The 22,284-nt window shown below is 67.2% G+C and carries 25 protein-coding genes and 2 tRNA genes; 13 read left to right on the top strand and 14 right to left on the bottom strand.

Features of this window, described 5'->3' with window-relative positions; translation table 11 throughout:
• Positions 1-19: 19 nt before the first annotated feature.
• A complete protein-coding gene (locus OCQ_RS01245; protein WP_008263091.1) occupies positions 20-844 on the bottom strand; it encodes a crotonase/enoyl-CoA hydratase family protein in 825 nt (274 codons plus the stop codon).
• A 23-nt stretch (positions 845-867) separates the two neighbouring features.
• On the opposite strand from OCQ_RS01245, the gene OCQ_RS01250 reads away from it, so the two are divergent.
• Positions 868-1,452, top strand: a complete 585-nt coding sequence (locus OCQ_RS01250) for a TIGR03086 family metal-binding protein (protein ID WP_008263092.1) — start codon at positions 868-870, stop codon at positions 1,450-1,452.
• Positions 1,453-1,571: 119 nt separating this feature from the next.
• A complete protein-coding gene (locus OCQ_RS01255; RefSeq protein WP_167324038.1) occupies positions 1,572-2,831 on the top strand; it encodes an IS30 family transposase in 1,260 nt (419 codons plus the stop codon).
• Positions 2,832-2,908: 77 nt separating this feature from the next.
• Here OCQ_RS01255 and OCQ_RS01260 read toward each other — a convergent pair whose 3' ends face one another.
• Both OCQ_RS01260 and hisC read right to left on the bottom strand, forming a co-directional pair.
• A complete protein-coding gene (locus OCQ_RS01260) occupies positions 2,909-3,370 on the bottom strand; it encodes a DUF4334 domain-containing protein (protein ID WP_008263093.1) in 462 nt (153 codons plus the stop codon).
• 8 nt (positions 3,371-3,378) lie between these two features.
• Positions 3,379-4,446: a histidinol-phosphate transaminase gene (gene hisC, locus OCQ_RS01265; protein ID WP_038534802.1), complete on the bottom strand. Its 1,068-nt coding sequence runs from the start codon at positions 4,444-4,446 to the stop codon at positions 3,379-3,381.
• An 85-nt stretch (positions 4,447-4,531) separates the two neighbouring features.
• Between hisC and OCQ_RS01270 the strand changes: the two genes are divergently transcribed.
• Both OCQ_RS01270 and OCQ_RS01275 read left to right on the top strand, forming a co-directional pair.
• Positions 4,532-4,620 (top strand) — tRNA-Ser (locus OCQ_RS01270).
• Between the two features lie 41 nt (positions 4,621-4,661).
• Positions 4,662-4,734: transfer RNA gene (locus OCQ_RS01275), tRNA-Arg, on the top strand.
• Between the two features lie 281 nt (positions 4,735-5,015).
• Here the strand turns inward: OCQ_RS01275 and OCQ_RS01280 are convergent.
• Genes OCQ_RS01280 through OCQ_RS01290 form a run of 3 tightly spaced genes read right to left on the bottom strand, consistent with a single transcriptional unit; the run spans position 5,016 to position 6,923 of the window.
• On the bottom strand, positions 5,016-5,507 hold the full coding sequence (locus OCQ_RS01280; protein ID WP_008263097.1) for a hypothetical protein: 492 nt from the start codon (positions 5,505-5,507) through the stop codon (positions 5,016-5,018).
• 18 nt (positions 5,508-5,525) lie between these two features.
• Positions 5,526-6,524, bottom strand: a complete 999-nt coding sequence (locus tag OCQ_RS01285; RefSeq protein WP_009956749.1) for a phosphotransferase family protein — start codon at positions 6,522-6,524, stop codon at positions 5,526-5,528.
• 39 nt (positions 6,525-6,563) lie between these two features.
• Positions 6,564-6,923 (bottom strand): nuclear transport factor 2 family protein, encoded by a 360-nt coding sequence (locus tag OCQ_RS01290; RefSeq protein ID WP_041784751.1) that lies wholly within the window; start codon positions 6,921-6,923, stop codon positions 6,564-6,566.
• Positions 6,924-7,048: 125 nt separating this feature from the next.
• Between OCQ_RS01290 and OCQ_RS01295 the strand changes: the two genes are divergently transcribed.
• The 5 genes from OCQ_RS01295 (at position 7,049) to OCQ_RS01310 (ending at position 11,038) form a co-directional block, all read left to right on the top strand.
• Entirely contained in the window at positions 7,049-7,993 is a 945-nt protein-coding gene (locus OCQ_RS01295) for a class I SAM-dependent methyltransferase (RefSeq protein ID WP_014383650.1), read from the top strand.
• 277 nt (positions 7,994-8,270) lie between these two features.
• On the top strand, positions 8,271-8,510 hold the full coding sequence (locus OCQ_RS01300; RefSeq protein ID WP_008263104.1) for a hypothetical protein: 240 nt from the start codon (positions 8,271-8,273) through the stop codon (positions 8,508-8,510).
• Between the two features lie 22 nt (positions 8,511-8,532).
• Complete coding sequence (locus OCQ_RS26765; protein WP_008263106.1) at positions 8,533-8,688, top strand: DUF6131 family protein; 156 nt, start codon at positions 8,533-8,535, stop codon at positions 8,686-8,688.
• Positions 8,689-8,841: 153 nt separating this feature from the next.
• The gene (gene tcrX / locus OCQ_RS01305) at positions 8,842-9,546 is read left to right on the top strand and encodes a two-component system response regulator TcrX (RefSeq protein WP_008263107.1); all 705 of its coding nucleotides are present in this window, start codon (positions 8,842-8,844) and stop codon (positions 9,544-9,546) included.
• Complete coding sequence (locus OCQ_RS01310) at positions 9,524-11,038, top strand: sensor histidine kinase (protein WP_014383651.1); 1,515 nt, start codon at positions 9,524-9,526, stop codon at positions 11,036-11,038. Before tcrX ends, OCQ_RS01310 begins: the two co-directional genes overlap by 23 nt.
• On the opposite strand, the gene OCQ_RS01315 is transcribed toward OCQ_RS01310, so the two are convergent.
• Positions 11,039-11,530 (bottom strand): lipoprotein LpqH, encoded by a 492-nt coding sequence (locus OCQ_RS01315; protein WP_008263112.1) that lies wholly within the window; start codon positions 11,528-11,530, stop codon positions 11,039-11,041. It lies immediately after the preceding gene.
• A gap of 169 nt (positions 11,531-11,699) precedes the next feature.
• On the opposite strand from OCQ_RS01315, the gene OCQ_RS01320 reads away from it, so the two are divergent.
• Complete coding sequence (locus OCQ_RS01320; protein ID WP_179960097.1) at positions 11,700-13,574, top strand: alkyl/aryl-sulfatase; 1,875 nt, start codon at positions 11,700-11,702, stop codon at positions 13,572-13,574.
• 7 nt (positions 13,575-13,581) lie between these two features.
• Here OCQ_RS01320 and OCQ_RS01325 read toward each other — a convergent pair whose 3' ends face one another.
• From OCQ_RS01325 to OCQ_RS01350, 6 genes are all read right to left on the bottom strand, one after another.
• Positions 13,582-14,550, bottom strand: coding sequence for an NADPH:quinone oxidoreductase family protein (locus OCQ_RS01325; protein ID WP_014383653.1), 969 nt, complete (start codon positions 14,548-14,550; stop codon positions 13,582-13,584).
• Positions 14,550-15,173, bottom strand: coding sequence for a TetR/AcrR family transcriptional regulator (locus OCQ_RS01330; protein ID WP_014383654.1), 624 nt, complete (start codon positions 15,171-15,173; stop codon positions 14,550-14,552). Before OCQ_RS01330 ends, OCQ_RS01325 begins: the two co-directional genes overlap by 1 nt.
• On the bottom strand, positions 15,154-16,437 hold the full coding sequence (locus OCQ_RS01335; protein ID WP_014381635.1) for an acyl-CoA dehydrogenase family protein: 1,284 nt from the start codon (positions 16,435-16,437) through the stop codon (positions 15,154-15,156). Before OCQ_RS01335 ends, OCQ_RS01330 begins: the two co-directional genes overlap by 20 nt.
• Before the next feature lie 71 nt (positions 16,438-16,508).
• Complete coding sequence (locus OCQ_RS01340) at positions 16,509-17,273, bottom strand: SDR family NAD(P)-dependent oxidoreductase (RefSeq protein WP_014381636.1); 765 nt, start codon at positions 17,271-17,273, stop codon at positions 16,509-16,511.
• Positions 17,274-17,284: 11 nt separating this feature from the next.
• Positions 17,285-18,337, bottom strand: a complete 1,053-nt coding sequence (locus tag OCQ_RS01345; protein WP_014383655.1) for a phosphotransferase family protein — start codon at positions 18,335-18,337, stop codon at positions 17,285-17,287.
• A 57-nt stretch (positions 18,338-18,394) separates the two neighbouring features.
• Positions 18,395-19,057: a class I SAM-dependent methyltransferase gene (locus tag OCQ_RS01350; protein WP_009956735.1), complete on the bottom strand. Its 663-nt coding sequence runs from the start codon at positions 19,055-19,057 to the stop codon at positions 18,395-18,397.
• A gap of 77 nt (positions 19,058-19,134) precedes the next feature.
• On the opposite strand from OCQ_RS01350, the gene OCQ_RS01355 reads away from it, so the two are divergent.
• Together OCQ_RS01355 and OCQ_RS01360 are read left to right on the top strand one after the other, a co-directional pair.
• Positions 19,135-19,773 (top strand): histidine phosphatase family protein, encoded by a 639-nt coding sequence (locus OCQ_RS01355; protein ID WP_008263125.1) that lies wholly within the window; start codon positions 19,135-19,137, stop codon positions 19,771-19,773.
• A 63-nt stretch (positions 19,774-19,836) separates the two neighbouring features.
• Positions 19,837-20,889: a phosphotransferase family protein gene (locus tag OCQ_RS01360; RefSeq protein ID WP_009956732.1), complete on the top strand. Its 1,053-nt coding sequence runs from the start codon at positions 19,837-19,839 to the stop codon at positions 20,887-20,889.
• Here OCQ_RS01360 and OCQ_RS01365 read toward each other — a convergent pair.
• On the bottom strand, positions 20,886-21,236 hold the full coding sequence (locus OCQ_RS01365; RefSeq protein ID WP_014383656.1) for a LapA family protein: 351 nt from the start codon (positions 21,234-21,236) through the stop codon (positions 20,886-20,888). The two genes, OCQ_RS01360 and OCQ_RS01365, sit on opposite strands and share 4 nt — an antisense overlap.
• A 99-nt stretch (positions 21,237-21,335) precedes the next feature.
• Between OCQ_RS01365 and OCQ_RS01370 the strand changes: the two genes are divergently transcribed.
• The gene (locus OCQ_RS01370) at positions 21,336-22,283 is read left to right on the top strand and encodes an ABC transporter substrate-binding protein (RefSeq protein ID WP_014383657.1); all 948 of its coding nucleotides are present in this window, start codon (positions 21,336-21,338) and stop codon (positions 22,281-22,283) included.
• The last annotated feature ends 1 nt before the right edge of the window (position 22,284 follow it).

Raw genomic sequence — 22,284 nt, forward strand, 5'->3', positions numbered from 1 at the left:
GAGGGTACGTGCCGCCGGACTACTCCCCGGTGAACTGCGGTGGGCGCTTCTCGAAGGTCGCCGTGATGCCCTCGGTCAGGTCCTTGGACGGCAGGAACGCCGCGTTCCAGGCAGCCACGTACCGCAGGCTTTCGGAGACCGCCGCGATGCGCTGCTGGTCGAGGACGTCCTTGACGCCGTGGACGGTCAGCGGGGGATTGGCGGCGATCTCCGTGGCGGTGGCGTGGGCCGCGGCCAGCGTGGCCTCGGCGTCGGCGTACACGTCGTTGACCAGCCCGATCTTCTCGGCGCGGGCCGCGTCGATGTCCTTGCCGGTGAGCGCCAGCTCACGCAGGTGCCCGTCGTTGAGGATCAGCGGGAGGCGGGCCAGGCTGCCGACGTCGGCGACGATGGCGAGTTTGACCTCGCGCACCGAGAACTTGGCGTCGGCGCTGGCGTAGCGGATGTCCACCGCCGAGATCAGGTCGACGCCGCCGCCGATGCACCAGCCGTGCACCGCGGCGATGGTGGGGGTGCGGCAGTCGGCGACCGCGTTGATCGCGCCCTGCATGCGCAGCACCGTTCGGTGAAATTCGGCCCGCGGCCGCGCCGAGGCGCCCTCACCCAGCACCCCGGACAGCGTCCCGCCCATCGCGGCGAGGTCCAGGCCGTAGCTGAAGTTGCGGCCCGAACCGGTGAGCACGATGGCCCGCACCTCGGGGTCGGCGTCCAACTCCGGAAACAGCTCGGGCAGCTCGGACCAGAAGGCGGGCCCCATCGCATTGCCCTTGCCGGGCCCGATCAGCGTCACCTGCGCGACGTGGTCTTTCTTCTCCACGGTGACGGATTCGTATGCTTGCGCCATATCGAGACCGTAGCGTGGCGAATATGGCTCCTGACTTGCGACCCGGCCCGCATTCACCGCCGACCGACGAGCTGCACAGCGCCGAGGACACCCTGGGGGTGCTGCAGCGGGTCCTGCACACCATCGCCGCCGACGACCTGTCGCGGCCGACGCCCTGCGCGGATTTCGACGTCGCGCAGCTGACCGGGCACCTGCTGAATTCGATCAAAGCCCTCGGGGGCATGGTGGGCGCCGACGTTCCCGAACCCGCCGAAGGCGATTCGGTGGAGCGCCAGGTGGTGGCCGCGGCGCGGCCGGCGCTGGACGCCTGGCACCGGCACGGGCTGGGCGGGACGGTGCCGTTCGGCAAGGGCGAGATGCCCGCCAAGAGCGCGTGCGCCGTCCTGTCGATCGAATTCCTGGTGCACGCCTGGGATTACGCGGCCGCGACGAACCGCGAGGTCGACGCCCCCGAGCCGCTGTCCGAATACGTGCTGGGCCTGGCTCGCCACATCATCAGGCCGGAGCTACGCGGCGGCGCCGGATTCGACGACCCGGTCGCCGTGCCCGCGGACGCCGGCGCCCTCGAGCAGTTGGTCGCGTTCACCGGCCGCAACCCGGCGCGATAGTCCGCCCTTCGGCTCTCGCCCGTCGAGTGTGAAGCCTGGGCTTTGGGTGTGAAGCCGCGTCGGGTCCGCGCGGCTTGGGCTCAAGGGGTGATTGCAACACTTCGTAGTTAGGGGTGTTGATGACGGGTCAGCCTCAGTTGTTGTCGGTGCAGCGCCGGTATTGGGAGTTGATCGCGTCCGGGGTGTCCTCGGAGGATGCCGGGGTTGCGGTCGGCGTGTCGGCAACGTGCGGCGGCAAGTGGTTTCGCAGGTTTGGTGGTGTGAATCCGCGATGGTTAGCCCCTCAGGGGCAGAAACGGCCGCGGTTGTCGGCTGATGAGCGTGAACAGATCATGATCGGCACCGCTCAGGGCGAATCGATTCGCTCGATGGCAGCCCGGTTGGGCCGGGCCCCGTCGACAGTCATGCGCGAGATCGCCAACAACGGCGTGATGCGGGGGTATGTGGGCCGTTATCGTTCTCGTTACCGCTTCGGAGCCCGCCGAGCGGGCGTGGATGCGAAATCGGGCTATTCGGCGCGGATTGCTCAGCTTCGCAGCGAGCAGCGAGCGCGCCGGCCCAAGATCGGCAAGCTGGGTCGCTGCCCTGCGTTGCGTGATCAGGTGCAAGCGTGGTTGGTCAAGAAGTACAGCCCGGAGCAGATTGCCGGGATGTTGGCCACGACGTATTCCGACCGCCCGGAGATGCAGGTGTCCCACGAAACCATCTACAAGGCGCTCTACGTGCAAGGACGCGGGGAGCTACGCCGCGAGCTGACTAAGTGTTTGCGGACCGGGCGGGCATTGCGCAAGCCACGGGCCAGAGTCGGCGCCCGTAGCGGCTGCGGCCGAATTCCGGGCATGGTCAACATCAGTGAGCGGCCCGCTGAGGCCGCTGACCGCGCGGTGCCCGGGCACTGGGAGGGTGACTTAATCCTGGGCAAAAATCAGCACTCTCAGATCGGCACCCTGGTCGAACGTTCCACCGGGTTCGTGCAACTGCTGCACCTGCCCGCCCGTCGCGACCCTGAGACGGTGGCTGATGCGATGATCGCCACCATCAAAACCCTGCCCCAGGCATTGCGGCGCTCGCTGACCTGGGACCAAGGCCACGAAATGTTGCGCCATGCCCGCATCAGTATCGATGCCGGTATCGACATCTACTTTTGCGATCCACACTCACCCTGGCAGCGCGGCAGCAACGAAAACACCAATGGCCTATTGCGCCAATACTTTCCGAAAGGCACCGACTTATCCGTGCACTCGGCCGACTACCTCGCCGAAGTCGCCGCTGAACTCAACGAACGCCCACGCAAACGCTTCGGCTGGGACAGCCCCGCCCAAGTCCTCAACCGGCTACTGTCAAACCCGCCACAAACCACTGTTGCAACCAAACCTTGAAACCACCCGGCGTGTCGTCGGCGTGGACGCACAATCAAAGCCGCCAGTTCACACTGGACGGCTCGCAGGTCGAGACGCTAGACGCGCTCGAGGTAGAAGTAGTAGTACTTGCCGTTGTCCCGAACGCCCTTGCCGTTCATGATCCCCATCACGGCGTTGTCGTCGATCTTCTTGAAGTGATCGTGCACGGGCTGGCCGTCGTAGACCATGGTGGCGGTGACCTCCCCGCGGAAGTCCTCCAGCCACAGGCTGGCCTCGCCCTTGCCCATTTCCACGTTCGAGAACTTGTTGCCGTCGGCGTCCAGGCAGACGAGCGGCTGCACGTCGCTGACGGATTTGAAGGTCTTGCCGTACCACCCGGCTTTTTCCAGTTGGCCGTTCATCTTGTGGCCGGTCTGGAACTCGCCGCCCTTCCACTCGCCGAGCATCCCGTCGAGGGTCGCGGGCGAAAGCTCGGCCCAGAATTCGTCGAGCTCGGAATCCGCGATGTCGCCGCTGCGCTCTTTGAATTCGGTGAACTTCTTTCGGGCGAGGTCCACGGCTCTCCTCAGGATTCGGTGCGGGCTATCCAATCGCGGGCGAAACGCAGCAGAGCGTCATTTTCGTCCGGAGCACCAATGGTGACACGAACGCCTTCGTCCGCGAACGGCCGCACCACCAGGTGCGCTTCGGCGGCCTGCTCGGTGAAGTCCATGGTGCGCGACCCCAGTGGTAGCCAGACGAAGTTCGACTGCGACGGCGGCAGCTCGAACCCGGCGTCGCGCAGGGCGTCACTCACGCGGGTGCGCTCGCCGACCAGTGCGTCGGTGCGGGCCATCAACTCGGCCGAGGCGTCCAGCGACGCGATGGCGGCCGCCTGCGCGACGTTCGTCACCGCAAACGGCATGACGACCTTGTCCAGGGCGGTGATCAGGTCGGGGTGGGCGACCGCATAGCCGACCCGCAGGCCCGCCAACCCGTACGCCTTCGAAAAGGTCCGCAGCACAACGACATTGCTGCGGGTGAGGGCCAGCTCGAGGCTGTTGGGCAGCATGCCGTCGCGGACGTACTCGACATAGGCCTCGTCGAGGGCGACGAGGATGTGCGACGGAACGGCGTCCACGAAACGGGCCAGCGCGTCCGGGTCGACGACCGTGGACGTCGGGTTGTTGGGGTTGCAGACGAAGATCAGCCGGGTGCGGTCGGTGATCGCCGCGAGCATCGCGTCGAGGTCATGCGTGTGATCGGTCAGCGGCACCCGCACGGTCGTCGCGCCGGACACCTGAATGATGGGCAGGTAGCACTCGAAGCTGCGCCAGCCGATCATCACCTCGTCGCCGGCCGCGGCGGTGATCTGAACGAGCTGCTGGCACAAGGTGACCGAACCGCTGCCGACCGCGATGTGCTCGGGGGCGACGTCGGAACCCAGGTGCATGGCCAGCGCCGCCTTGAGGTCCACGCTGGCGTTGTCCGGATAGCGGTTGACGACGGCGATGGCCCGCTCGATCGCCGCGTGCACGCTGGGTAGCGGGCCGTAAACGGTCTCGTTGCTGGCCAGCTTGATCGAGCCCGGCACGTTCTTGCCGGGCACATACACTGGCAGTCCGGCCAGTTCGGAGCGTAGACGGGCGGTCACTTCGACAGTTTATGTCTCAACTGTGTACAGTATGGCCGGTTCCGCGAGACCGGAAAGGGGTCGGTACCCTCAGAAAGTCCAAAAGGGAGGCGTGCCAGAGCGGCCGAATGGGGCTCACTGCTAATGAGTTGTCCCCCTCAAAGGGGACCGGAGGTTCAAATCCTCTCGCCTCCGCTGGGTCCTGAACGGAACACGGAACGACAACTGAAGAACAGGCGCCCGTAGCTCAACGGATAGAGCATCTGACTACGGATCAGAAGGTTAGGGGTTCGAATCCCTTCGGGCGCGCTCAGCCATTTCGTGCGTCAAACGTGTCACAGGCAGCGCGGTCTGCGCGTAATATCATCGGCCTCGGGCCTCAGTTCAGTTCCGTAAAACATCGGAGTTGAGTCATGTCCCGTGTCACCACAATCCTCGCCGCCCTGGTAATCGCCTCCAGCGCCCTGCTGACGTCTGCATGCGGTTGCAGTACAAGCGCAGCAGGTGTCACCACTTGCACCATGTTGTAAGCGGCCGAATTATGTTGTGCCCTCGGGTTTGACGGAACCCGGGCACACCCGCGCCGACCGCTAGCGTCCGCCGAACGGTCCGCCGAACGGCCCCCGACGGGGCGGCTCGGTCACCGTTTGGGTGACGGTGCTGGTCTCGGTGCTCGGCGTCACGGTGACCGTGCTGGGCGAGACGGTCGTCGTGGGAGTGTCGGTGCTCGGTGGCGGGACGGTCTCGGTGACCGTCTCGGTCGGGCCGCCACCGCCGCCGCCGTGGTGCCGGGGTGGCTCCGTCGTCGTGGTGGTCACCGGCGCGGTGGTGGACGGCGCCGGCGTCGTCGTGGTTGCCGGGCTGGGCGCCGGCGAATTGCTCGCGAGCTTGACCGCCGCGAAGACGACCGCGCCGAGCAGGAGCGCCCCTATGGCGCCTGCTGCGACCAGCGCCGCCGGGCGGCGATACCAGGGCGTCGGGGGCTCGGGCGGCTCCGGCGCGGCGTCGTAATAGCCGCCGCCGTACCGCGCGGCCGCGGTGGGCTCGGAGTAGTAATCCGGTTCCTCGGGATAGGGCGGCACGAGACGAATGCTAGTAGGTCAGCCCTCGTTGTCGATGAGGCGCAGCGCCCGCTCGAACAGATGCACGGTGGCGGCGTGCAATTGGTCGCCTACCTCCCTCTCCGCCTTTCCCGCGCAGGCCCGGGCCAGCGTCCCCTCGATCACGATCCCCAGCTTGAAGCAGGCCAGCACGGTGTACCAGGTGATGTGTGACAGGTCGCGGGTGGTGTTGGCGGCGTAGCGCTGGAAAAGCTCGTCGGTACTGGCCAATCCGTCCTGGCCGCCCAGGGCGTGGCTGAACACGCTGGAGCCGTCGGGCTGGCGCCAGGTGGCCAGCAGCCAGCCCAGGTCCAGCAGCGGATCGCCGATCGTGCACATCTCCCAGTCGACGATCGCGACCACCTCCGGCCCGGTGCGGGAGAACATCACGTTGGCCGCGTGGTAGTCGCCGTGCATGATGCCCGGCGTCCAGTGCGCCGGCCGGTGCCGGTCCAACCAGGTCGACACCTCCTCGATGCCGGGGATCTGCGGCCCGGGATAACCCTCGTAGTCGTTGTAGGACTCGAGCTCGGAAAGCCAGCGCGGCACCTGGCGCTCCAAAAAGCCCTCCGGCTTACCGAATTCGGCGAGGCCGACGGCGACATGGTCGACGGCACCGAGCTTGGCCAACGCGTCGGCCATCGACAGCCCCATGCCGTGTCGCACCTTCGCGTCGCCCGCGTGCAAAGGCGGCAGACCCTCGCCGGCGTTGAATCCGTCGACGGGATCCATGAGGTAGAAGACCGCGTCGCCCAGCACGGCGGGGTCCTCGCAGACGGCGATCAGGTGCGGATGCGGCACATCGGAACCTGCCAGCGCCGCAAGGACTTTCGTTTCCCGCAGGATCACGCTGTTGCTGCGCGGACGCAGGTGCCGGGGCCCGCGCCGCAGCACGTAGGGCCGCCCGGCCCTGCTGAACCGCAGCATGACGTTCTGCGTTCCGCCGGTGACGTTGGAGACGCCTTCCAGCGGGCCCTCGCCGAGCCCCTGCCCGGACATCCATTCCGCTACGGCTTGAAGATTCACGGAGTCCACTGCTCAGCCCTTCGGGTGTGGCGTGTATCGGACGGTCTGCGCCGCGATCACGCCGTCGCGGAACACGAAGGTGTCAACGCCGTCGTCGACCCGGCTGACCGCCGAATCGGCGGCCCATTCCAGGAACAGCACGTCGCCGTCGAAGAGCTGGGTCTTCAAGTCCCAGTTGGCATCCGGGATATCGGCGAGCAGTTGCGCGAAGACCCGGCGGATGGCCTGCCCGCCGCGTGCGACGCCGGCGGGCGTGATCAGCGCGGAGTCCTCGGCGTAATCGGTGAGGATTTCGTCGAGGTCGCCCGCGGCCAGCGCGGCGCCGTGGTGGGCGAACACTTCCTGCGGCGTACGCGACGGGGTGGGCGTCATGGCACTCCCTTGCAACCTGTGGACCGTCTGGGAAAAAGACTAGGGCAGGGGCGACGGGAGGCGGCCGGTGGCGGCGGCTGGAAGAATAGTGTGCATAACTTACTTTCTGGGGAAGGGAACTGGCGATGCCGCGGACCGACAACGATTCCTGGGAAATCACCCAAAGCGTCGGCGCCACCGCGCTCGGCGTCGCCGCAGCTCGCGCCGCGGAGACCGAGAGTGACAACCCGCTGATCAACGACCCGTTCGCGCGGGTGTTCGTCGACGCCGCGGGCGAGGGGATGTGGAGCATCTATGCCAACCCGGCGTTGCTGGCCAAGGCGGCCGACATCGAGCCCGATCTGCGGGCGCGGCTGCAGCTGATGGTCGACTTCATGGCGACCCGGACGGCATTCTTCGACGAGTTCTTCCTGGGCGCGGCCGACGCCGGCGTGCGCCAGGTGGTGATCCTGGCGGCCGGACTGGACGCGCGCAGCTGGCGGCTGCCGTGGCCCGACGGCACGGTCATCTACGAGCTCGACCAGCCCAAGGTGCTGGAATTCAAATCCAACACGCTGCGCGAACACGGCGCGGAGCCGACCGCGCAGCTGGTCAACGTGCCGATCGACCTGCGCCAGGATTGGCCGAAAGCGTTGCGGGAAGCGGGGTTTGATGCTTCGCGACCTGCGGTGTGGTCGGCCGAAGGGCTCGTTCGCTACCTACCGGCGCAGGCCCAGGACTTGCTGTTCGAGCGGATCGATTCGCTGAGCGCCGAGGGCAGCTGGCTGGCGTCCAACGTGCCCGAATCGGGTTTCACCGACCCCGACCGTGTGCAACGCCAGCGCGAGGACATGCGGCGCATGCGGGCGGCGGCAGCCAAGCTGGTCAACGCCGAGATCACGGACTTCGACGACCTGTGGTACCCGGAGGAGCGCACGCCCGTCGACGGCTGGCTGCGCGGCCGCGGCTGGGACGTCACGACCGCGACGTTCGCCGAGTTGATGGCCCGGTATGACCGCCGGATCCCGCAGGGTGCGGAGGATTCGATGCCGCCCACCCTCTATGTGTCCGCACAGCGGCGGCCGGGCTGACCGAACGCCGAGATCGAAAGTGCCGCTGCTAATTTAGCGGCTCAGGCACGCCATTTCGATAGGAACGCCTCGAATCGGGGCGGGTCCTCGAGTTAGCTGAGCTAATCCAGCGGGCACGGCCCTCCCGGCCGTGGGAGCGCGGGTCGCCGGCCGCCGCTTCGACCGCCTCTGACGTGCCGGGATGTGCCGACAAGCGCTGCCGCATAACCCATTGCATGTTTAGGCATAAGTCGAATGGGTAACTTCAGCACCACGAGAAAACTTCTTCTCGCTCACAATGGAGGTCACGATGCGTGGCAGCGGGATCATCGGAACGGTTGCTTTGGTGTGGTTGCTGATCGGAGCCTTCGCGGCGTGGCAACGGGATTACTTCAAAAACGACCAGACGACATGCGCCTCCGCGGGCACGGTTGCGGTGACCGTGATCGCCGGACCCCTGAATTACTTCGGGGTCAACCCGAAAGTCACGGATTGCCATCTGCCGCAACCAAGTTCAATGCAATCGGTCAACCTCTAACCCTCACCCGAAGGAAGTCGAAATGGTTATCTTAGGAATTGTCCTGCTTGTTCTCGGGTATTTCTTCCACGTACCCGTGCTGACCACGCTGGGAATCGTGCTGCTGGTGATCGGCGCGATCCTCTGGATTCTGGGCTCGATCGGCCGTCCGGTCGCCGGCCGGCGCTACTGGTATTAACCGCTACGGCCGATCACCACGATCGCGCGACTGCTCCGGCAGTCGCGCGTTTCGTTTCACAGGGCGCGCATAGGTTCGTCATAGTCTGGGCTCAGTCGGTGACGGATACTGGAGCTTGTGACGCAGCCCCGAGCCTCTGTAGAGCGGGTTGTCATGTGCCGAGCGGACGGCAACCCCATCAACGTGCTGGTCGTAGACGACGAACCCGTCCTGGCCGAAATGGTGTCGATGGCGCTGCGGTACGAGGGCTGGAACATCTCCACCGCCGGGGACGGGGAATCGGCCATCGCGGCCGCCCGCAACCAGCGTCCGGACGTCGTCGTCCTCGACGTGATGCTGCCCGACATGAGCGGCCTCGACGTCCTGCACAAACTGCGCGGGGAGATCCCACAGCTGCCGGTGCTGCTGTTGACGGCCAAGGATGCGGTGGAGGATCGCATCGCCGGCCTGACCGCCGGCGGCGACGACTACGTCACCAAGCCGTTCAGCATCGAAGAGGTCGTGCTGCGGTTGCGGGCGCTGTTGCGCCGCACCGGGGTGACGACCGTGGACAGCGGCGCACAGCTGGTGGTCGGGGATCTGGTGCTCGACGAGGACAGCCACGAGGTCACCCGCGCCGGGGAGCCAATCTCGTTGACCTCGACCGAATTTGAGCTGTTGCGGTTCATGATGCGCAACTCCAAGCGGGTGCTGAGCAAGGCCCAGATCCTGGACAGGGTATGGAGTTACGACTTCGGCGGCCGCTCCAACATCGTCGAGCTCTACATTTCCTACCTGCGCAAGAAGATCGACAACGGTCGCGATCCGATGATCCACACACTGCGCGGCGCGGGTTATGTCCTCAAGCCGGCCCGCTGACCCGCGAAGGGTCTGGTCCCTTCGGCTGCGGCTGCTGGTCGGCCAGATCGTCGTCCTGGCGATCGTGTGCGTCGGCATCACCGCGGTGACCGAACTGGCGCTCAACCATCACCTGGTCAAGCAGCTCGACGGCCAACTCGCCGGGACCTCGTTCCGCTCGGCGCTGATGTACCCCGAGCCGAACCACCCGGGATGGCACCACCACCAGCACTCCTACTATCCGAGGCCGGGCCCCGGCCCGCGGTTCCTGGACGCCCCGGGTCAGCCGGCCGGCATGGTGGCGGCGGTGGTCAGCCACGGCAAGACGGTTGACGCCGGCTACCTGACCAGCAGCGGCACCAGGGATGACCTGACCCCGACCGCCCAGACCCAACTGGAACAGATCGCCGGCAACCGCGCGCCGGTCACGCTGAACCTGGACGGCCTCGGCCGCTACCGCGTCGTCGCGGCGCCGAGCCGAAACGGCAGCGACATCATCGTCACCGGCCTGTCGATGTCCAACATCGACGCCACCCTGATCCGGATGCTCGTCATCTTCGGGATCGTCACCGCGGTTGCGCTGGCGGCCGCGACGATCGCCGGGGTCGTGATCATCCGGCGGGCGCTGGCGCCGTTGCGCCGCGTCGCCCAAACCGCGGGCCAGGTCGCCGATCTGCCGCTGTCGCGCGGCGAGGTCGAATTGCCTGTGCGCGTACGCGAATCCGACGCGAACCCCTCCACCGAGGTGGGACAGCTCGGTGCCTCGCTCAACCGGATGCTCGACCACATCGCGGAAGCGCTGTCGGCGCGCCAGGCCAGCGAGACTCGCGTTCGCCAGTTCGTCGCCGACGCCAGCCATGAACTGCGCACGCCCCTCGCCGCGATCCGCGGTTATACCGAACTGACGCAACGGATGGGCGACGACCGCGAGGCGGTGGCGCAGGCGATGAGCCGGGTGGCGTCCGAGACCGAGCGGATGACGCGGCTCGTCGAGGACCTGTTGCTGCTGGCCCGCCTGGATTCCGGCCGGCCGCTGGAACGCGAATCGGTCGATCTGTCGCGGTTGGCGGTGGATGCGGTCAACGACGCGCACGTCGCGGGACCGGATCATCAGTGGGAACTCGACCTGCCCGAAGAACCGGTGGTCGTCACCGGCGACGCGGCGCGGCTCCACCAGGTCCTGACGAATCTGCTTGCCAACGCCCGCGTCCACACCGGCGCGGGCACCGTGGTGACGACGCGGTTGAGCACCGAGCCGTCGCACACCGTGCTACAGGTCATCGACAACGGGCCCGGCATTCCGGCGGCGCTGCAGTCGGAGGTCTTCGAACGGTTCGCCCGCGGTGATTCCTCGCGCTCGCGCAAGGGAGGCAGCACCGGGCTTGGACTGGCGATCGTCTCGGCCGTGGTGAGGGCGCACAACGGGACGATCGCGGTCGACAGCTCACCGGGCCGCACCGAGTTCACGGTGCGGTTGCCACCCAACGGATGGCAACCGCCCGCATCGGCCTAGCTAGCTGTTACAGGTCACATTGATTTCGAACGGCTTGTTCACCGGCTGCATGGGGTTGGCCATGTCCACCCCGGTGGCGGTGCCGCTGATCTTGTAGCTGTTGCCATCCTTGCTGGCGGTTGCATTGCCCTGCCCGGTGCCCGAGGTATAGCCCAGCGTCACGCCGTTGACATTGCCCAGCCCAACGGATTTCACCTGCGGGGGGTTGCCGTCGCTGAGCACGGCGGCGATGCCGGTCGCTGCGCCACCGATCGCGATGTTGATGGTGCCACCCGCATTTGTGCACACGACCGAACCGGACACGTTCTGGTCCTTGCCGTCGATCGTGACCTTCGTGCCGGCGGCGCCGCCGGTGCTAGCCGACGCGCTCGTACCCGAGCTACTGGCGGAACTGCTCGCGCTCGTTCCCGACTTGTTACCACCCGAACATCCGGAAATGCCCGCGGCGAGAATCGCCGCCCCGGCCACCGCGACCGTCAATTGACGCTTCACCTGTTCTCCTTTTTGCCCGATAGTTGCGGTCCTCGGCATTGAGGGCCGTCTGGGCAGTATGCGGGTTAACTGGACCGAGAATCCAGAACCCCGAGAAATTGTTGCTGTATTCATTATTCGTCGGTGAAATGCTTTCGGGGCCTGCAGCATCAATGGCAAGGTGGAGAAGGTGGATCACAAGCCTCCCACTCCCGTCATCGAGTCCGCCCACCGCGGACAGGTCCTGCCTTTCCAGGACGACGCCGATTTCCGCGCCGCGGACCGCGGATTCATTGCGGCCTTGTCGCCGTGCGTGATTCGGGCGGCAGACGGCCGAATCGTCTGGGACAACGATGCCTACGCCTTCCTGGACGGACCCGCGCCGACGTCGGTGCATCCCAGCCTGTGGCGGCAGTCGACGCTGGCCGCCAAACAAGGCCTCTACGAAGTGGTGCCGGGCATCTACCAGGTCCGCGGGTTGGACATCTCCAACGTGACGTTCGTGGAAACCGACAACGGCATCATCGTCATCGACCCCCTGATTTCCACCGAGGTCGCCGCGGCGGCACTGGCGCTGTACCGCGAGCATCGCGGCGGCGCCCGGCCCGTCGTCGCGGTGATCTACACCCACAGCCATGTCGATCACTTCGGCGGCGTCCTGGGCGTCACCTCGCAGGCCGACGTGGATGCGGGCACGGTGGCGGTGCTGGCGCCGGAAGGCTTCATCGAGCACGCGGTCTCCGAAAACGTCTACGCCGGACCGGCAATGACGCGGCGGGCAACCTACATGTACGGCACCCTGCTGCCGCGCGGGCCAATGGGTCAGGTCGGCTGCGGGCTCGGCCAGGCGCCGTCCACCGGCGAGGTCGCCGTCATCGTCCCCACCGTCCACATCGAAACCACCGGTGAAACCCACACGATCGACGGCGTGGAGATCGAGTTCCAGATGGCGCCCGGCACCGAGGCGCCCGCCGAAATGCACTTCTATTTCCCGCGTTTCCGCGCGCTGTGCATGGCCGAGAACGCGACCCACAACCTGCACAACCTGCTGACCCTGCGCGGCGCGGTGGTGCGCGACCCGCACGCCTGGTCCGGTTATCTCACCGAGGCGATCGACGCCTTCGCCGACCGCGCCGACGTCGTATTCGCCTCCCACCACTGGCCAACCTGGCGGCGCGACAGCATCGTCGAGTTCCTGTCCTTGCAGCGCGATTTGTATGCATATCTGCACGATCAGACGCTGAGGTTGCTGAACCAGGGTTACACCGGCGTCGAGATCGCCGAAATGTTCCAGATGCCACCGGTACTCGAGCGGGCCTGGCACACGCACGGTTACTACGGTTCGGTGAGCCACAACGTCAAGGCCGTCTATCAGCGCTACATGGGCTGGTTCGACGGCAACCCGGCCCGGCTGTGGCCCCACCCTCCCGAGGCGCTCGCGCCCCGGTATGTCGAGGCGATGGGCGGCATCGACCGGGTCGTCGACCTTTCGCAAAAGGCATTCGACTCCTGTGACTACCGTTGGGCCGCAACATTGTTGGATCATGCGGTCTTCACCGACAGCGCGCATGCCGGCGCCCGTGCGCTGTACTCGGACACGCTCGAGCAACTCGCCTACGGTGCCGAAAACGCGACCTGGCGCAATTTCTTCCTGAGCGGGGCGATGGAGCTGCGCGACGGCAACGTCGGCACGGCCACCACCACAACGTCGTCGTCCATGCTGACCCAGCTGACCCCGGAGCAGATCTTCGACAGCCTGTCCATCCGGGTCAACGGCCCGCGCAGCTGGGATCTCGACGTCGCCGTCGACGTCACCTTGGCCGACACGGCGGTCAACTATCGGCTCGCGCTGCGCAACGGGGTGCTCGTCCACCGCAAGGCGGCGCCCGACCCCGCGACGGCATCCGTTACGGTCAAGCTGGCGGGCAAGATTCGGCTCCTGAGCCTGGCGACGGGTGACTTCGCCTCAGCCGGTCTGGAGCTATCCGGCAACCGGGGCGCACTGCAGGCCTTGGTGGATGTGCTCGACGGGCCGGACCCGAGTTTCAACATCGTCACACCGTGACACGGCGTCACCCGACGTCGATCACCACCTTGCCCAGCACCTTGCGGTCGGCGACGTGCCGCAGCGCGGCGGCGGTCTCGGACAGCGGGAATCGCGCGCCGATGTAGGGCCGGACCGTGCCGGCGGCGAACATCCGCGACAGCTCCTTGATGTCGCGGACGGCATTGTCGGGGTAATCGCTCATGAAGGTGCGGATCTCCATGCCCCGCACGCAGATGTCTTTGAGCAGAATGAGATTGAGCGGTATGGCCGGGATCGCGCCCGCCGCGTATCCCAGCGTGACGAAGGTGCCGCCACGCGCGAGCCCGCGCAGCGCCGGTTCCGAATACGATCCACCGACCGGGTCCAGGACGACCCGCGCGCTGTCGCCGGTGAGTTCACGGATCCGCGACTTCAGGTCCTCCCGGTCGTAGTCGACGGTCGCCTCGGCGCCGCGCTGCCGGCACAGCTCCAGCTTTTCCGGACTCGACGCCGCGGCCAGCACCCGCGCCTTCATCGCCACGGCCAGATCGACGGCGGCCAGGCCCACGCCGCCCGCGGCGCCGAGCACGACGACCCAATCTCCTTCCGCGACAGCGGCGGTCGAGCGCAGTGCGTGATAGGCGGTGCGGTAGGTCACCCCGAAGGCGGCGGCCGACGCGAAGTCGGCGTCGTCCGGAACTGGCTCGGCCTGGCTCGCATCGAGTAGCGCCAGCTCGGCGAACGCCCCGAAGGTGGTCCCGGACACGCGCTGTCCCGGACGGAACGGCGCACCCTCTCCGGCGGCGATGACTTCGCCGGCGATCTCGTTGCCGGGGATGAACGGCGGTGGGATCTTCACCTGGTACTTGCCGGCGATGAACAGCACGTCGGGGAAGTTGACCGCGGCCGCGCGCACCCGCACCAGCAGCTGGCCCGGCCCGGGGGCGGGGTCGGGCACCTCGTCGATCACCAGGTCCTCGGGCGTGCCGTAGGAACGGCAGATCACGGCGCGCATCAATTGGCCCCCAGTCCACGCAAACAGAACCGCACCACATGTGCGATGTCGTCGGGCCCCGGCTCCTCGGCCGAGCCCACGTAGCGGCGCAGGGTCGCCGCCGTGCAGCTGAACACCGCCTCAACGTCGCGTTCGACGTCGCTACTACCCAGCGCCGCAACGGGTTCGACGAGCAGCGCGCGAAGCGGCCGCATCATTTCCTGGTCGGCCGCGCGCCAACTCGTGCCGGCCGACATCTGTCCGGCCGCCGCTCGGGTCATGCTGATCAGATGCGGGTCGGCCACCTGCGCCAGCGTGCCCTCGATCCACCGCGCGACCTTGTCGCGGGGCTCGGACTCCTTGGCCATCTGATGTTCGAGGTAAGACACGACGATGGCCACCCCGCGTTCCATGACGGCCAGGATGAGATCGTCCTTGCCGGCGAAATAGCGGTAGAACGCCTTGTTCGACGAACCCGCCTCGGCGACGATGTCGCTGACCCGGGGCGGCTCGGGCGCCACGCGTTCCATGACGCGCACCGCCGCCGCCAGGATGCGTTCCACCTCCTCGGTGGCTTCCCGCTGGCGGTCGTCCAGCGCCCGCTCGACGGCCGCGGCGACCCGGTTAGAGGTCAACGAGGTCACCGTATTTGGAGCGGGCGGCTGCGCGCCGCACGTCGAGCATCTCGCTGGGCCAGTCGCCTTCTTCGGCCTCGTACCCCTTGAGCAGCATCCGCGCCAGGTTGACCTTGTGCGCCTCGGTAGGGCCGTCCGCCAGGCCGAGCGCGATGCCGCCGAGCAACACGTTGACCAGGGGCAGCTGGTCGGTGAGCCCCAGCGCGCCGTGCACCTGGATGGCGCGCAGGGCAATCGATTTGAGCACCTGGGAGGCCAGGATCTTGCAGGCGGCGATCTCCGCTCGCGCGCCGCGCTCGTCGCCCTGGTCGATCAGCCAGGCGGCGTGCAACACCGTCAGCCGGAACGGGATCAACTCGGTGTAGGAATCGGCGACGAACTCCTGCACGAGTTGCTTGTCGGCCAGCAGACTGCCTTGCGTGAAGCGGCTTTTCGCCCGCCGCGACATGATCTCGACAGCACGCTGGGCCATCCCGATGGACCGCATCGCGTGATGCAGCCTCCCGCCGGCCAGCCGGGTCTGCAGGATCAGGAAGCCCTGACCGGGCTCGCCCAGCAGGGCGTCGGCGGGCACGCGCACGTCGTTGTAGTGCACCAGGGAATGCCCGGGCTCGTGCGGATCCGCGCCGACCAGGTGGTGGTTGGCTTCCAGGACCAGTCCCTCGGTGCCGGCCGGGATCAGGAACGTCGATGCGCCGGTGTGCACCGGCACGTCGGGATCGGTGATCGCGACGACGATGAAGAAGGAGGCGACGGAGGCGTTGGAGGAGAAGTACTTCCGGCCGGTGATCACCCAGTCGTCACCGTCTCGGACCGCGCGGGTGGTGAAGACCCGCGGGTCGGCACCGCCTTGCGGCTCGGTCATCGAGAAGCAGGAGAAGATCTCACCCGACAGCAGCCCCGACAGGTAGCGGTCCTTCTGCTCCTGGGTTCCGAAGCGGGCGATGATTTCGGCGTTGCCGGTGTCGGGGGCCTGCGTTCCGAACACGATCGGGGCCCACGGGCTGCGGCCCAGGATCTCGTTGATCAACGTCAGCTTGACCGCGCCGAAGCCCTGCCCGCCGAGCTCGGGCCCCAGATGCGGCGCCCACAGACCCTTGTCGCGGACCTGCTGCTTGAGCGGGTCGACGATCTTGCGCCGCTCGTCGTTCAGCGGCAGGAATTCGCAGCCGGGGAACAACACCTCCAGCGGCTCCACTTCCTCGCGCACGAACTCGCGGATCCACTCCAGCTTCTTTTCGAATTCCGGTTCGGTGGAAAAGTCCCAAGACATCGAATGCTCCTACTCGTTCGTTGGTGGCGACCCACTGCGCCCGGCCTCGCCGCGCTTGTGATCGCCACGTGTTAAGGAATGCCGCCGTCGGCGCGCAATATCGATCCGGTGGTGAAGCTCGAGGCGTCCGAGGCGAGAAACACCGCGGCACCGACGATTTCGCGCGGATCGCCGGCGCGCTCCAACGCGAGATGCCTGAAGGGCTTCTCCGTCGCCTGGTCGAGATTCCACGCCTTGCTCACGTCGGTGAGAAACGGCCCGGCCATCAGCGTGTTGACCCGCACCGCCGGGCCGAAACCCTTCGCCAGCGCCTCGGTCATGGCGTTGAGCCCGGCCTTGGACGCGGCGTAGGGAATGATGTCCGGCGTCGGACGCAGCGATCCGGCCGTGCTCACGTTGATGATCGACCCCCGGCCCGCCGCCACCATGCGCTCACCGACCAACGCGGACAAGCGGAATGGGCCCTTGAGATTCAGGTTGACCACGGCGTCGAACAGCTTCTCGGTCACGTCGGTGAGCTTGTCGTACAGCGGCGACATGCCCGCGTTGTTGATCAGCGTGTCGACCTTGCCGAACCGCTCGTAGGTCGCGTCGACCAAACCGTCGAGCTGGTCCCAGCGGCCCACGTGCACCTGATACGGCATCGCGGAACGGCCGGTCTCGGCCTCGATCTCCTTGGCCGTGGCGACACAGTTGTCGATGTTGCGGCTGGCGATCACCACGTCCGCGCCGCAGCGGGCCGCGCCGAACGCCATCTCACGTCCCAGCCCGCGGCTGCCACCGGTGATCAGGACGACCCGGCCGGTCAGATCGAAAAGCTGGTCGGCATAACCCATCTCAGCATCCCCTAGGTCGTCAGCGATCGGGCGAGGTCGGCCGCGGTGGCGATGAGCGAAAGGATCATCGGCCCGAACGCGTCGGTGATCTTGGGGTCGACCCCTCCTTTTTGGGGTCCGGTGCGCACGCCGGCCGCATACGTCTTCTCTAGCACGATGCCGAGCTTCCAGTTGGCCAGCACCAGGTAGTAGTCGATGTTCTCGGTCGACAACCCGCTGACGGTTTCGTAGTGCTCCAACAGCTCGCTGCGCGAGGGCATGCCGCGCATGTCGAGATAAAACCCGTCCTCGCGCGGGTTTTCACCGTCATAACCCAGCAGGCACCACGCCAGGTCGAGCAGCGGGTCGCCCACGGTCGTCATCTCCCAGTCCACGATCGCCGCCAGGCGGGCCGGCGAACCGTGGGCGAACATCACGTTGGCGAACTGGTAGTCGCCGTGCATGATGCCCGCCCGGTAATGCGCCGGGCGGTTGCGGCGCAACCAGTCCGAGGCCTCGTCGAGGCCCGGCAGCTCCCGCACCTTGTAAGCGTCGAGGAACGCCAGCCAGCGATCGACCTGCCGCTCGTGGAATCCGTCGGGGCGGCCGAAGCCCTCGAGCCCCTGCGCGCGCCAGTCCACCCGGCCCAACCTGGCGGCGCCCTCGACGAGTTGGAACGCCAGGCCGCGGCGGGCGGCGAGATCGGTGTCGAACGGCGGGGCCCAGCCGCCGTCCATCGGGCTCCACCCCTCGATCGCCTGCATGACGTAGAAGGGCATGCCGAGCACGCTGCCGGTGTCGTCGGCGGCGATCAGCGCCGCGTGCGGCACATCGGTACCGGACAGCGCCCGCACCAGCCGGATCTCGCGCAGCAGGCCGTCGATGCGCGCGGCGTCGGCCCGGGCGCCGGGCATCCGCAACACCATCCGCTGCCCGCCCCGCTCCACCAGATAGAGGGTGTTCTGCGAGCCGCCCTTCAGCTGGGTCAGCCGCGGCCGTTCGCCACCACCGGGTGCGTCGTTCGCGTCCAGCCAGCGGGCGAGGACGTCCGCATCCAGCCCCGATTCAGTCACGCGCTCGGCCATCGCTGCACACCCCAATCTCCGTAGGGAGAATAGCATTCTCCGCGGTGGCGGCAAGGCTCAGCCGGGTTTGTGAGCGCTCAGCAGGAAGCCGGGCGCCATGAAGTGGCCCTCGTCGTCGTGTTCGAGATGTGCCAGCGAGCCGTCCGAAGACTCGTCCTTGCCGTAGACCTTGGCCACGCGAATGTCATCGACCCGCCACAGCGTCGAGACGGCGTCGTGCAACTCGGTTTCGGTGAAGCCCGGCGGGCCCGGCCGGTCCGGGTGGGCCTGGTCCAACGCCCCCGCGGCGAAGGCCAGGATGTACAACGCCGCCCCGGGCGCCGCGGCCCGAAAGATGGACTGCACGTAATCCTGGCGCCGTTCCGGCGCCAGCGCATGGAAAAGGCCGCTGTCCAGGATGGTGGAGAAGCGGCCGTCATAGCCACGAAAGGTGGTGACGTCGGCCTGCGCGAAGCTCGCGGTGCTCAGACCCTGCTCGGCGGCCGCGGCGGCCGCCGCCTGGACCGCGGTCGCGCTCGCGTCGAGGCCGACGACGGTGTAGCCGCGCGCCGCGAGCGCCAGCGAAAGTGCGGCATGGCCGCAGCCGGAGTCCAGCACCTCGCTGCGGACAAGGCCCTGATCGATGAGGCGCGCCAGCTCCGGTTGGGGCCGGCCGATGCTCCACGGGGGCGGCGCCGCCTGCCGGTAGGCGGCGTCCCAATCCCGATCCGGTTGCGTCATAAAGAATCCTCCTGGGGATCGGCGGCACGGACGCGATGAGAAACTGGCGCTGCCACCTTCGAACGACAGGAAGAAATATGCAAGTGCTTCTGGTCCGGCACGCCCTGCCGCTGCGCAGCGAACACGGCCAAGGTTCCGATCCGGACCTATCGGCGGAGGGGTTGGCCCAAATCGAGCGACTGCCCAAGGCGCTCGCCAGGTTCCCCATCTCGCGGGTGGTGAGCAGCCCGCAGCGCCGGGCCATCCAGACCGCCGAACCGGTCGCGGCGGATCGGGGGCTGACCGTCGAGATCGACGACCGCTTCGCCGAGTATGACCGCGACCTTCCCGTGTACATCCCCGTCGAGCAGATCCGCGCGGAGATGCCCGAGGAGTGGGCGCGCCTGGCCCAGGGGCATTTGCCCAGCGCGGTCGACGAGGATGCGTTTCGTGCCCGGGTGCGCGCCGCGGTCGACGGCCTCGTCGCGAGCGCCGAACCCGAAGACACCGTCGCGGTGTTCAGCCACGGCGGGGTGATCAACGTGCTGCTGCACGAGATCCTCGGGACGGCGCGACTGCTGTCCTTTCCCGTCGACTACGCGTCGGTCACGCGACTGTTGTTCTCCCGGTCCGGTCAGGCGACGGTCGCCGCGGTCAACACCACCGAGCACGTCTGGGATCTGTTGCCGCGAAACCAGCGGCTGCTCGACGATGACGCGAACCGCGGGACGGGCTGACCGGGACGCCGGCAAATCGCAGGTGGTGAACCGGGTCGTGGCCGGCGATGGTAGACAAGTTCGGTGACTTCAGCTGACCAACTCGAGGGGCTTGACCTGGCCTCGCTGGACTCCTACCTGCGTTCACTCGGGATCGGGCGCGACGGGGAGTTACGGGCGGAGTTCATTTCCGGTGGCCGCTCCAACCTGACGTTCCGCGTCTACGACGACGCGACCAGCTGGCTGGTGCGCCGACCGCCGCTGCACGGGTTGACGCCGTCGGCCCACGACATGGCCCGCGAGTACCGGGTGGTCGCTGCGCTGCAGGACACGCCGGTTCCGGTGGCGCGCACGATCGGGCTGTGCGAAGACGATTCGGTGCTGGGCGCCCCGTTCCAGATCGTCGAATTCGTTGCCGGCCAGGTGGTGCGCCGCCGCGCCCAACTCGAGTCGTTCAGCCACACCGTCATCGGCGGCTGCGTGGACTCGCTGATCCGGGTGCTCGTCGACCTCCACAATGTCGATCCCAACGCCGTCGGCCTGGCCGACTTCGGCAAGCCCAGCGGGTATCTGGAGCGACAGGTGCGGCGGTGGGGCTCGCAATGGGATCTGGTGCGGCTGCCCGAGGACCGTCGCGACTCCGATGTGCAGCGGCTGCATTCCGGTCTGGGCGAGGCGATTCCGCAGCAGAGCCGCACGTCGATCGTGCACGGCGACTACCGGATCGACAACACGATCCTGGATGCCGACGACCCGACAAAGGTTCGGGCCGTGGTGGACTGGGAGCTCTCGACACTGGGGGATCCGCTGTCCGACGCGGCCCTGATGTGCGTGTACCGCGACCCCGCGCTGGACCTGATCGTCAATGCGCAGGCCGCGTGGACCTCACCGCTGCTGCCGACGGCCGACGAGCTGGCCGACCGCTATTCGCTGGTGGCCGGTTTACCGCTGGCGCACTGGGAGTTCTACATGGCGCTGGCGTATTTCAAACTCGCGATCATCGCCGCCGGCATCGACTTCCGGCGCCGGATGTCGGATCAGGCTCGTGGCGCGGGCGACGCCGCCGAGCACACGCCCGAGGTGGTGGCGCCGCTGATCTCCCGCGGCCTGGCCGAACTGGCCAAGCTGCCCGGCTAGCGCGGTGGGGCCGTGTGGTGCTTTTTCGCCACGCGGCGCAGCTGCAAGATCCGAGCGGTGCCGACCGCCACCGTGATCAGACCGCCGACGACGGCGGCCAGCAAGATCGCCACACCCAGGGGCAGGGTCCAGTGCCAGCCCAAGAACCGAAAGTCCGTCGGCGCCGTGTTCTGGGTGATGAAAATCAGCAACAGAATCAGGATCACGAAGCCGGCGAACAGCGACGACCACAGCGCACCGGCGCGAGTGAACCCGATAGCGGGTTCCTTGGTGGATGCGCCGGTCTTGTCCCCGTGGGTGGGCTTGGGGAACGGCTGTCCGGGCGACGCAGGGTTGGGGCTGCTCATAATGTCATCTTTGCCCGATCCGGGCCAGAATGAAACCGATTCGGGCAACCGATCCTCGCAGGCCAGCGTGCGCCCGGTTGGGGCGTTAGGGTCGGCGGTATGACGCTAGCGCCGCGCCCGCACGGCGTGATCGTGCGCGCGGCAGCGCTGCTGACGGCGATGTGCGTTGTAGCGGCCTGCAGCAATTCCGACCCGCTGGGGGCGCAGGTCAAAAGCCCCTCGTCCATCGTTGTCGGTTCCGGGGACTTTCCGGAATCACAGATCATCGCCGAGATCTACGCACAAGCCCTGCAAGCCAACGGGTTTGACATCGGAAGGCGGATGGGGATCGGCAGCCGGGAGACGTATATCCCTGCGCTCAAGGACCATTCCATCGATCTGGTGCCCGAATACATCGGAAACCTGCTGCTGTATTTCGCCCCGGACTCGGAGGCGACCACTCTCGATGTCGTCGAGCTGGAGCTCCGCCGCCGCCTCCCGGGCGATTTGTCGATCCTGACGCCCGCGCCCGCGACCGACACCGACACCGTCACCGTGACCAGTCAAACGGCGAACGCGTGGAACCTGAAGACCATCGCCGACTTGGCCGCGCATTCGGCCGAGGTGCGATTCGGGGCGCCGTCGGCGTTCGCGACCAGGCCGGCCGGGCTGCCCGGCCTGCGACAGAAATACGGGCTCGACATCCGGCCGGGCAACTTCGTCGCCATCGACGACGGCGGCGGCGCGGTCACCGTGCGCGCCTTGCTCGACGGAAGGGTGAACGCCGCCAACGTTTTCACCACCTCACCGGCCATACCGCAGGGCCACCTGGTGGTGCTCGACGACCCGGAGCACAATTTCGTGGCGGGAAACATTGTGCCGCTGGTCAATTCGCAAAAGAACTCCGGCCTGCTCAAAGATGTACTGGATGCGGTGTCGGCGAAGCTGACGACCTCCGGGGTTGCCGGGCTCAACGCTGCGGTGTCGGGAAACTCGGGTATCGATCCCGACGAGGCGGCCCGAAACTGGATACGGGACAACGGCTTCAACCACCCGATCGGCGGATGAC

The organism is Mycobacterium paraintracellulare, assembly GCF_000276825.1.
GTDB lineage: Bacteria > Actinomycetota > Actinomycetes > Mycobacteriales > Mycobacteriaceae > Mycobacterium > Mycobacterium intracellulare.

What these genes read in the sequence shown, in the direction of transcription:
- OCQ_RS01245 (WP_008263091.1), bottom strand. Translation starts at nt 844, where the DNA reads ATGGCGCAAGCATACGAATCCGTCACCGTGGAGAAGAAAGACCACGTC.
- OCQ_RS01250 (WP_008263092.1), top strand. Translation starts at nt 868, where the DNA reads ATGGCTCCTGACTTGCGACCCGGCCCGCATTCACCGCCGACCGACGAG.
- OCQ_RS01255 (WP_167324038.1), top strand. Translation starts at nt 1,572, where the DNA reads ATGACGGGTCAGCCTCAGTTGTTGTCGGTGCAGCGCCGGTATTGGGAG.
- OCQ_RS01285 (WP_009956749.1), bottom strand. Translation starts at nt 6,524, where the DNA reads ATGTCCGGGCAGGGGCTCGGCGAGGGCCCGCTGGAAGGCGTCTCCAAC.
- OCQ_RS01290 (WP_041784751.1), bottom strand. Translation starts at nt 6,923, where the DNA reads ATGACGCCCACCCCGTCGCGTACGCCGCAGGAAGTGTTCGCCCACCAC.
- OCQ_RS01295 (WP_014383650.1), top strand. Translation starts at nt 7,049, where the DNA reads ATGCCGCGGACCGACAACGATTCCTGGGAAATCACCCAAAGCGTCGGC.
- OCQ_RS01300 (WP_008263104.1), top strand. Translation starts at nt 8,271, where the DNA reads ATGGAGGTCACGATGCGTGGCAGCGGGATCATCGGAACGGTTGCTTTG.
- OCQ_RS26765 (WP_008263106.1), top strand. Translation starts at nt 8,533, where the DNA reads ATGGTTATCTTAGGAATTGTCCTGCTTGTTCTCGGGTATTTCTTCCAC.
- tcrX (WP_008263107.1), top strand. Translation starts at nt 8,842, where the DNA reads ATGTGCCGAGCGGACGGCAACCCCATCAACGTGCTGGTCGTAGACGAC.
- OCQ_RS01310 (WP_014383651.1), top strand. Translation starts at nt 9,524, where the DNA reads ATGTCCTCAAGCCGGCCCGCTGACCCGCGAAGGGTCTGGTCCCTTCGG.
- OCQ_RS01325 (WP_014383653.1), bottom strand. Translation starts at nt 14,550, where the DNA reads ATGCGCGCCGTGATCTGCCGTTCCTACGGCACGCCCGAGGACCTGGTG.
- OCQ_RS01335 (WP_014381635.1), bottom strand. Translation starts at nt 16,437, where the DNA reads ATGTCTTGGGACTTTTCCACCGAACCGGAATTCGAAAAGAAGCTGGAG.
- OCQ_RS01340 (WP_014381636.1), bottom strand. Translation starts at nt 17,273, where the DNA reads ATGGGTTATGCCGACCAGCTTTTCGATCTGACCGGCCGGGTCGTCCTG.
- OCQ_RS01345 (WP_014383655.1), bottom strand. Translation starts at nt 18,337, where the DNA reads ATGGCCGAGCGCGTGACTGAATCGGGGCTGGATGCGGACGTCCTCGCC.
- OCQ_RS01350 (WP_009956735.1), bottom strand. Translation starts at nt 19,057, where the DNA reads ATGACGCAACCGGATCGGGATTGGGACGCCGCCTACCGGCAGGCGGCG.
- OCQ_RS01355 (WP_008263125.1), top strand. Translation starts at nt 19,135, where the DNA reads ATGCAAGTGCTTCTGGTCCGGCACGCCCTGCCGCTGCGCAGCGAACAC.
- OCQ_RS01365 (WP_014383656.1), bottom strand. Translation starts at nt 21,236, where the DNA reads ATGAGCAGCCCCAACCCTGCGTCGCCCGGACAGCCGTTCCCCAAGCCC.
- OCQ_RS01370 (WP_014383657.1), top strand. Translation starts at nt 21,336, where the DNA reads ATGACGCTAGCGCCGCGCCCGCACGGCGTGATCGTGCGCGCGGCAGCG.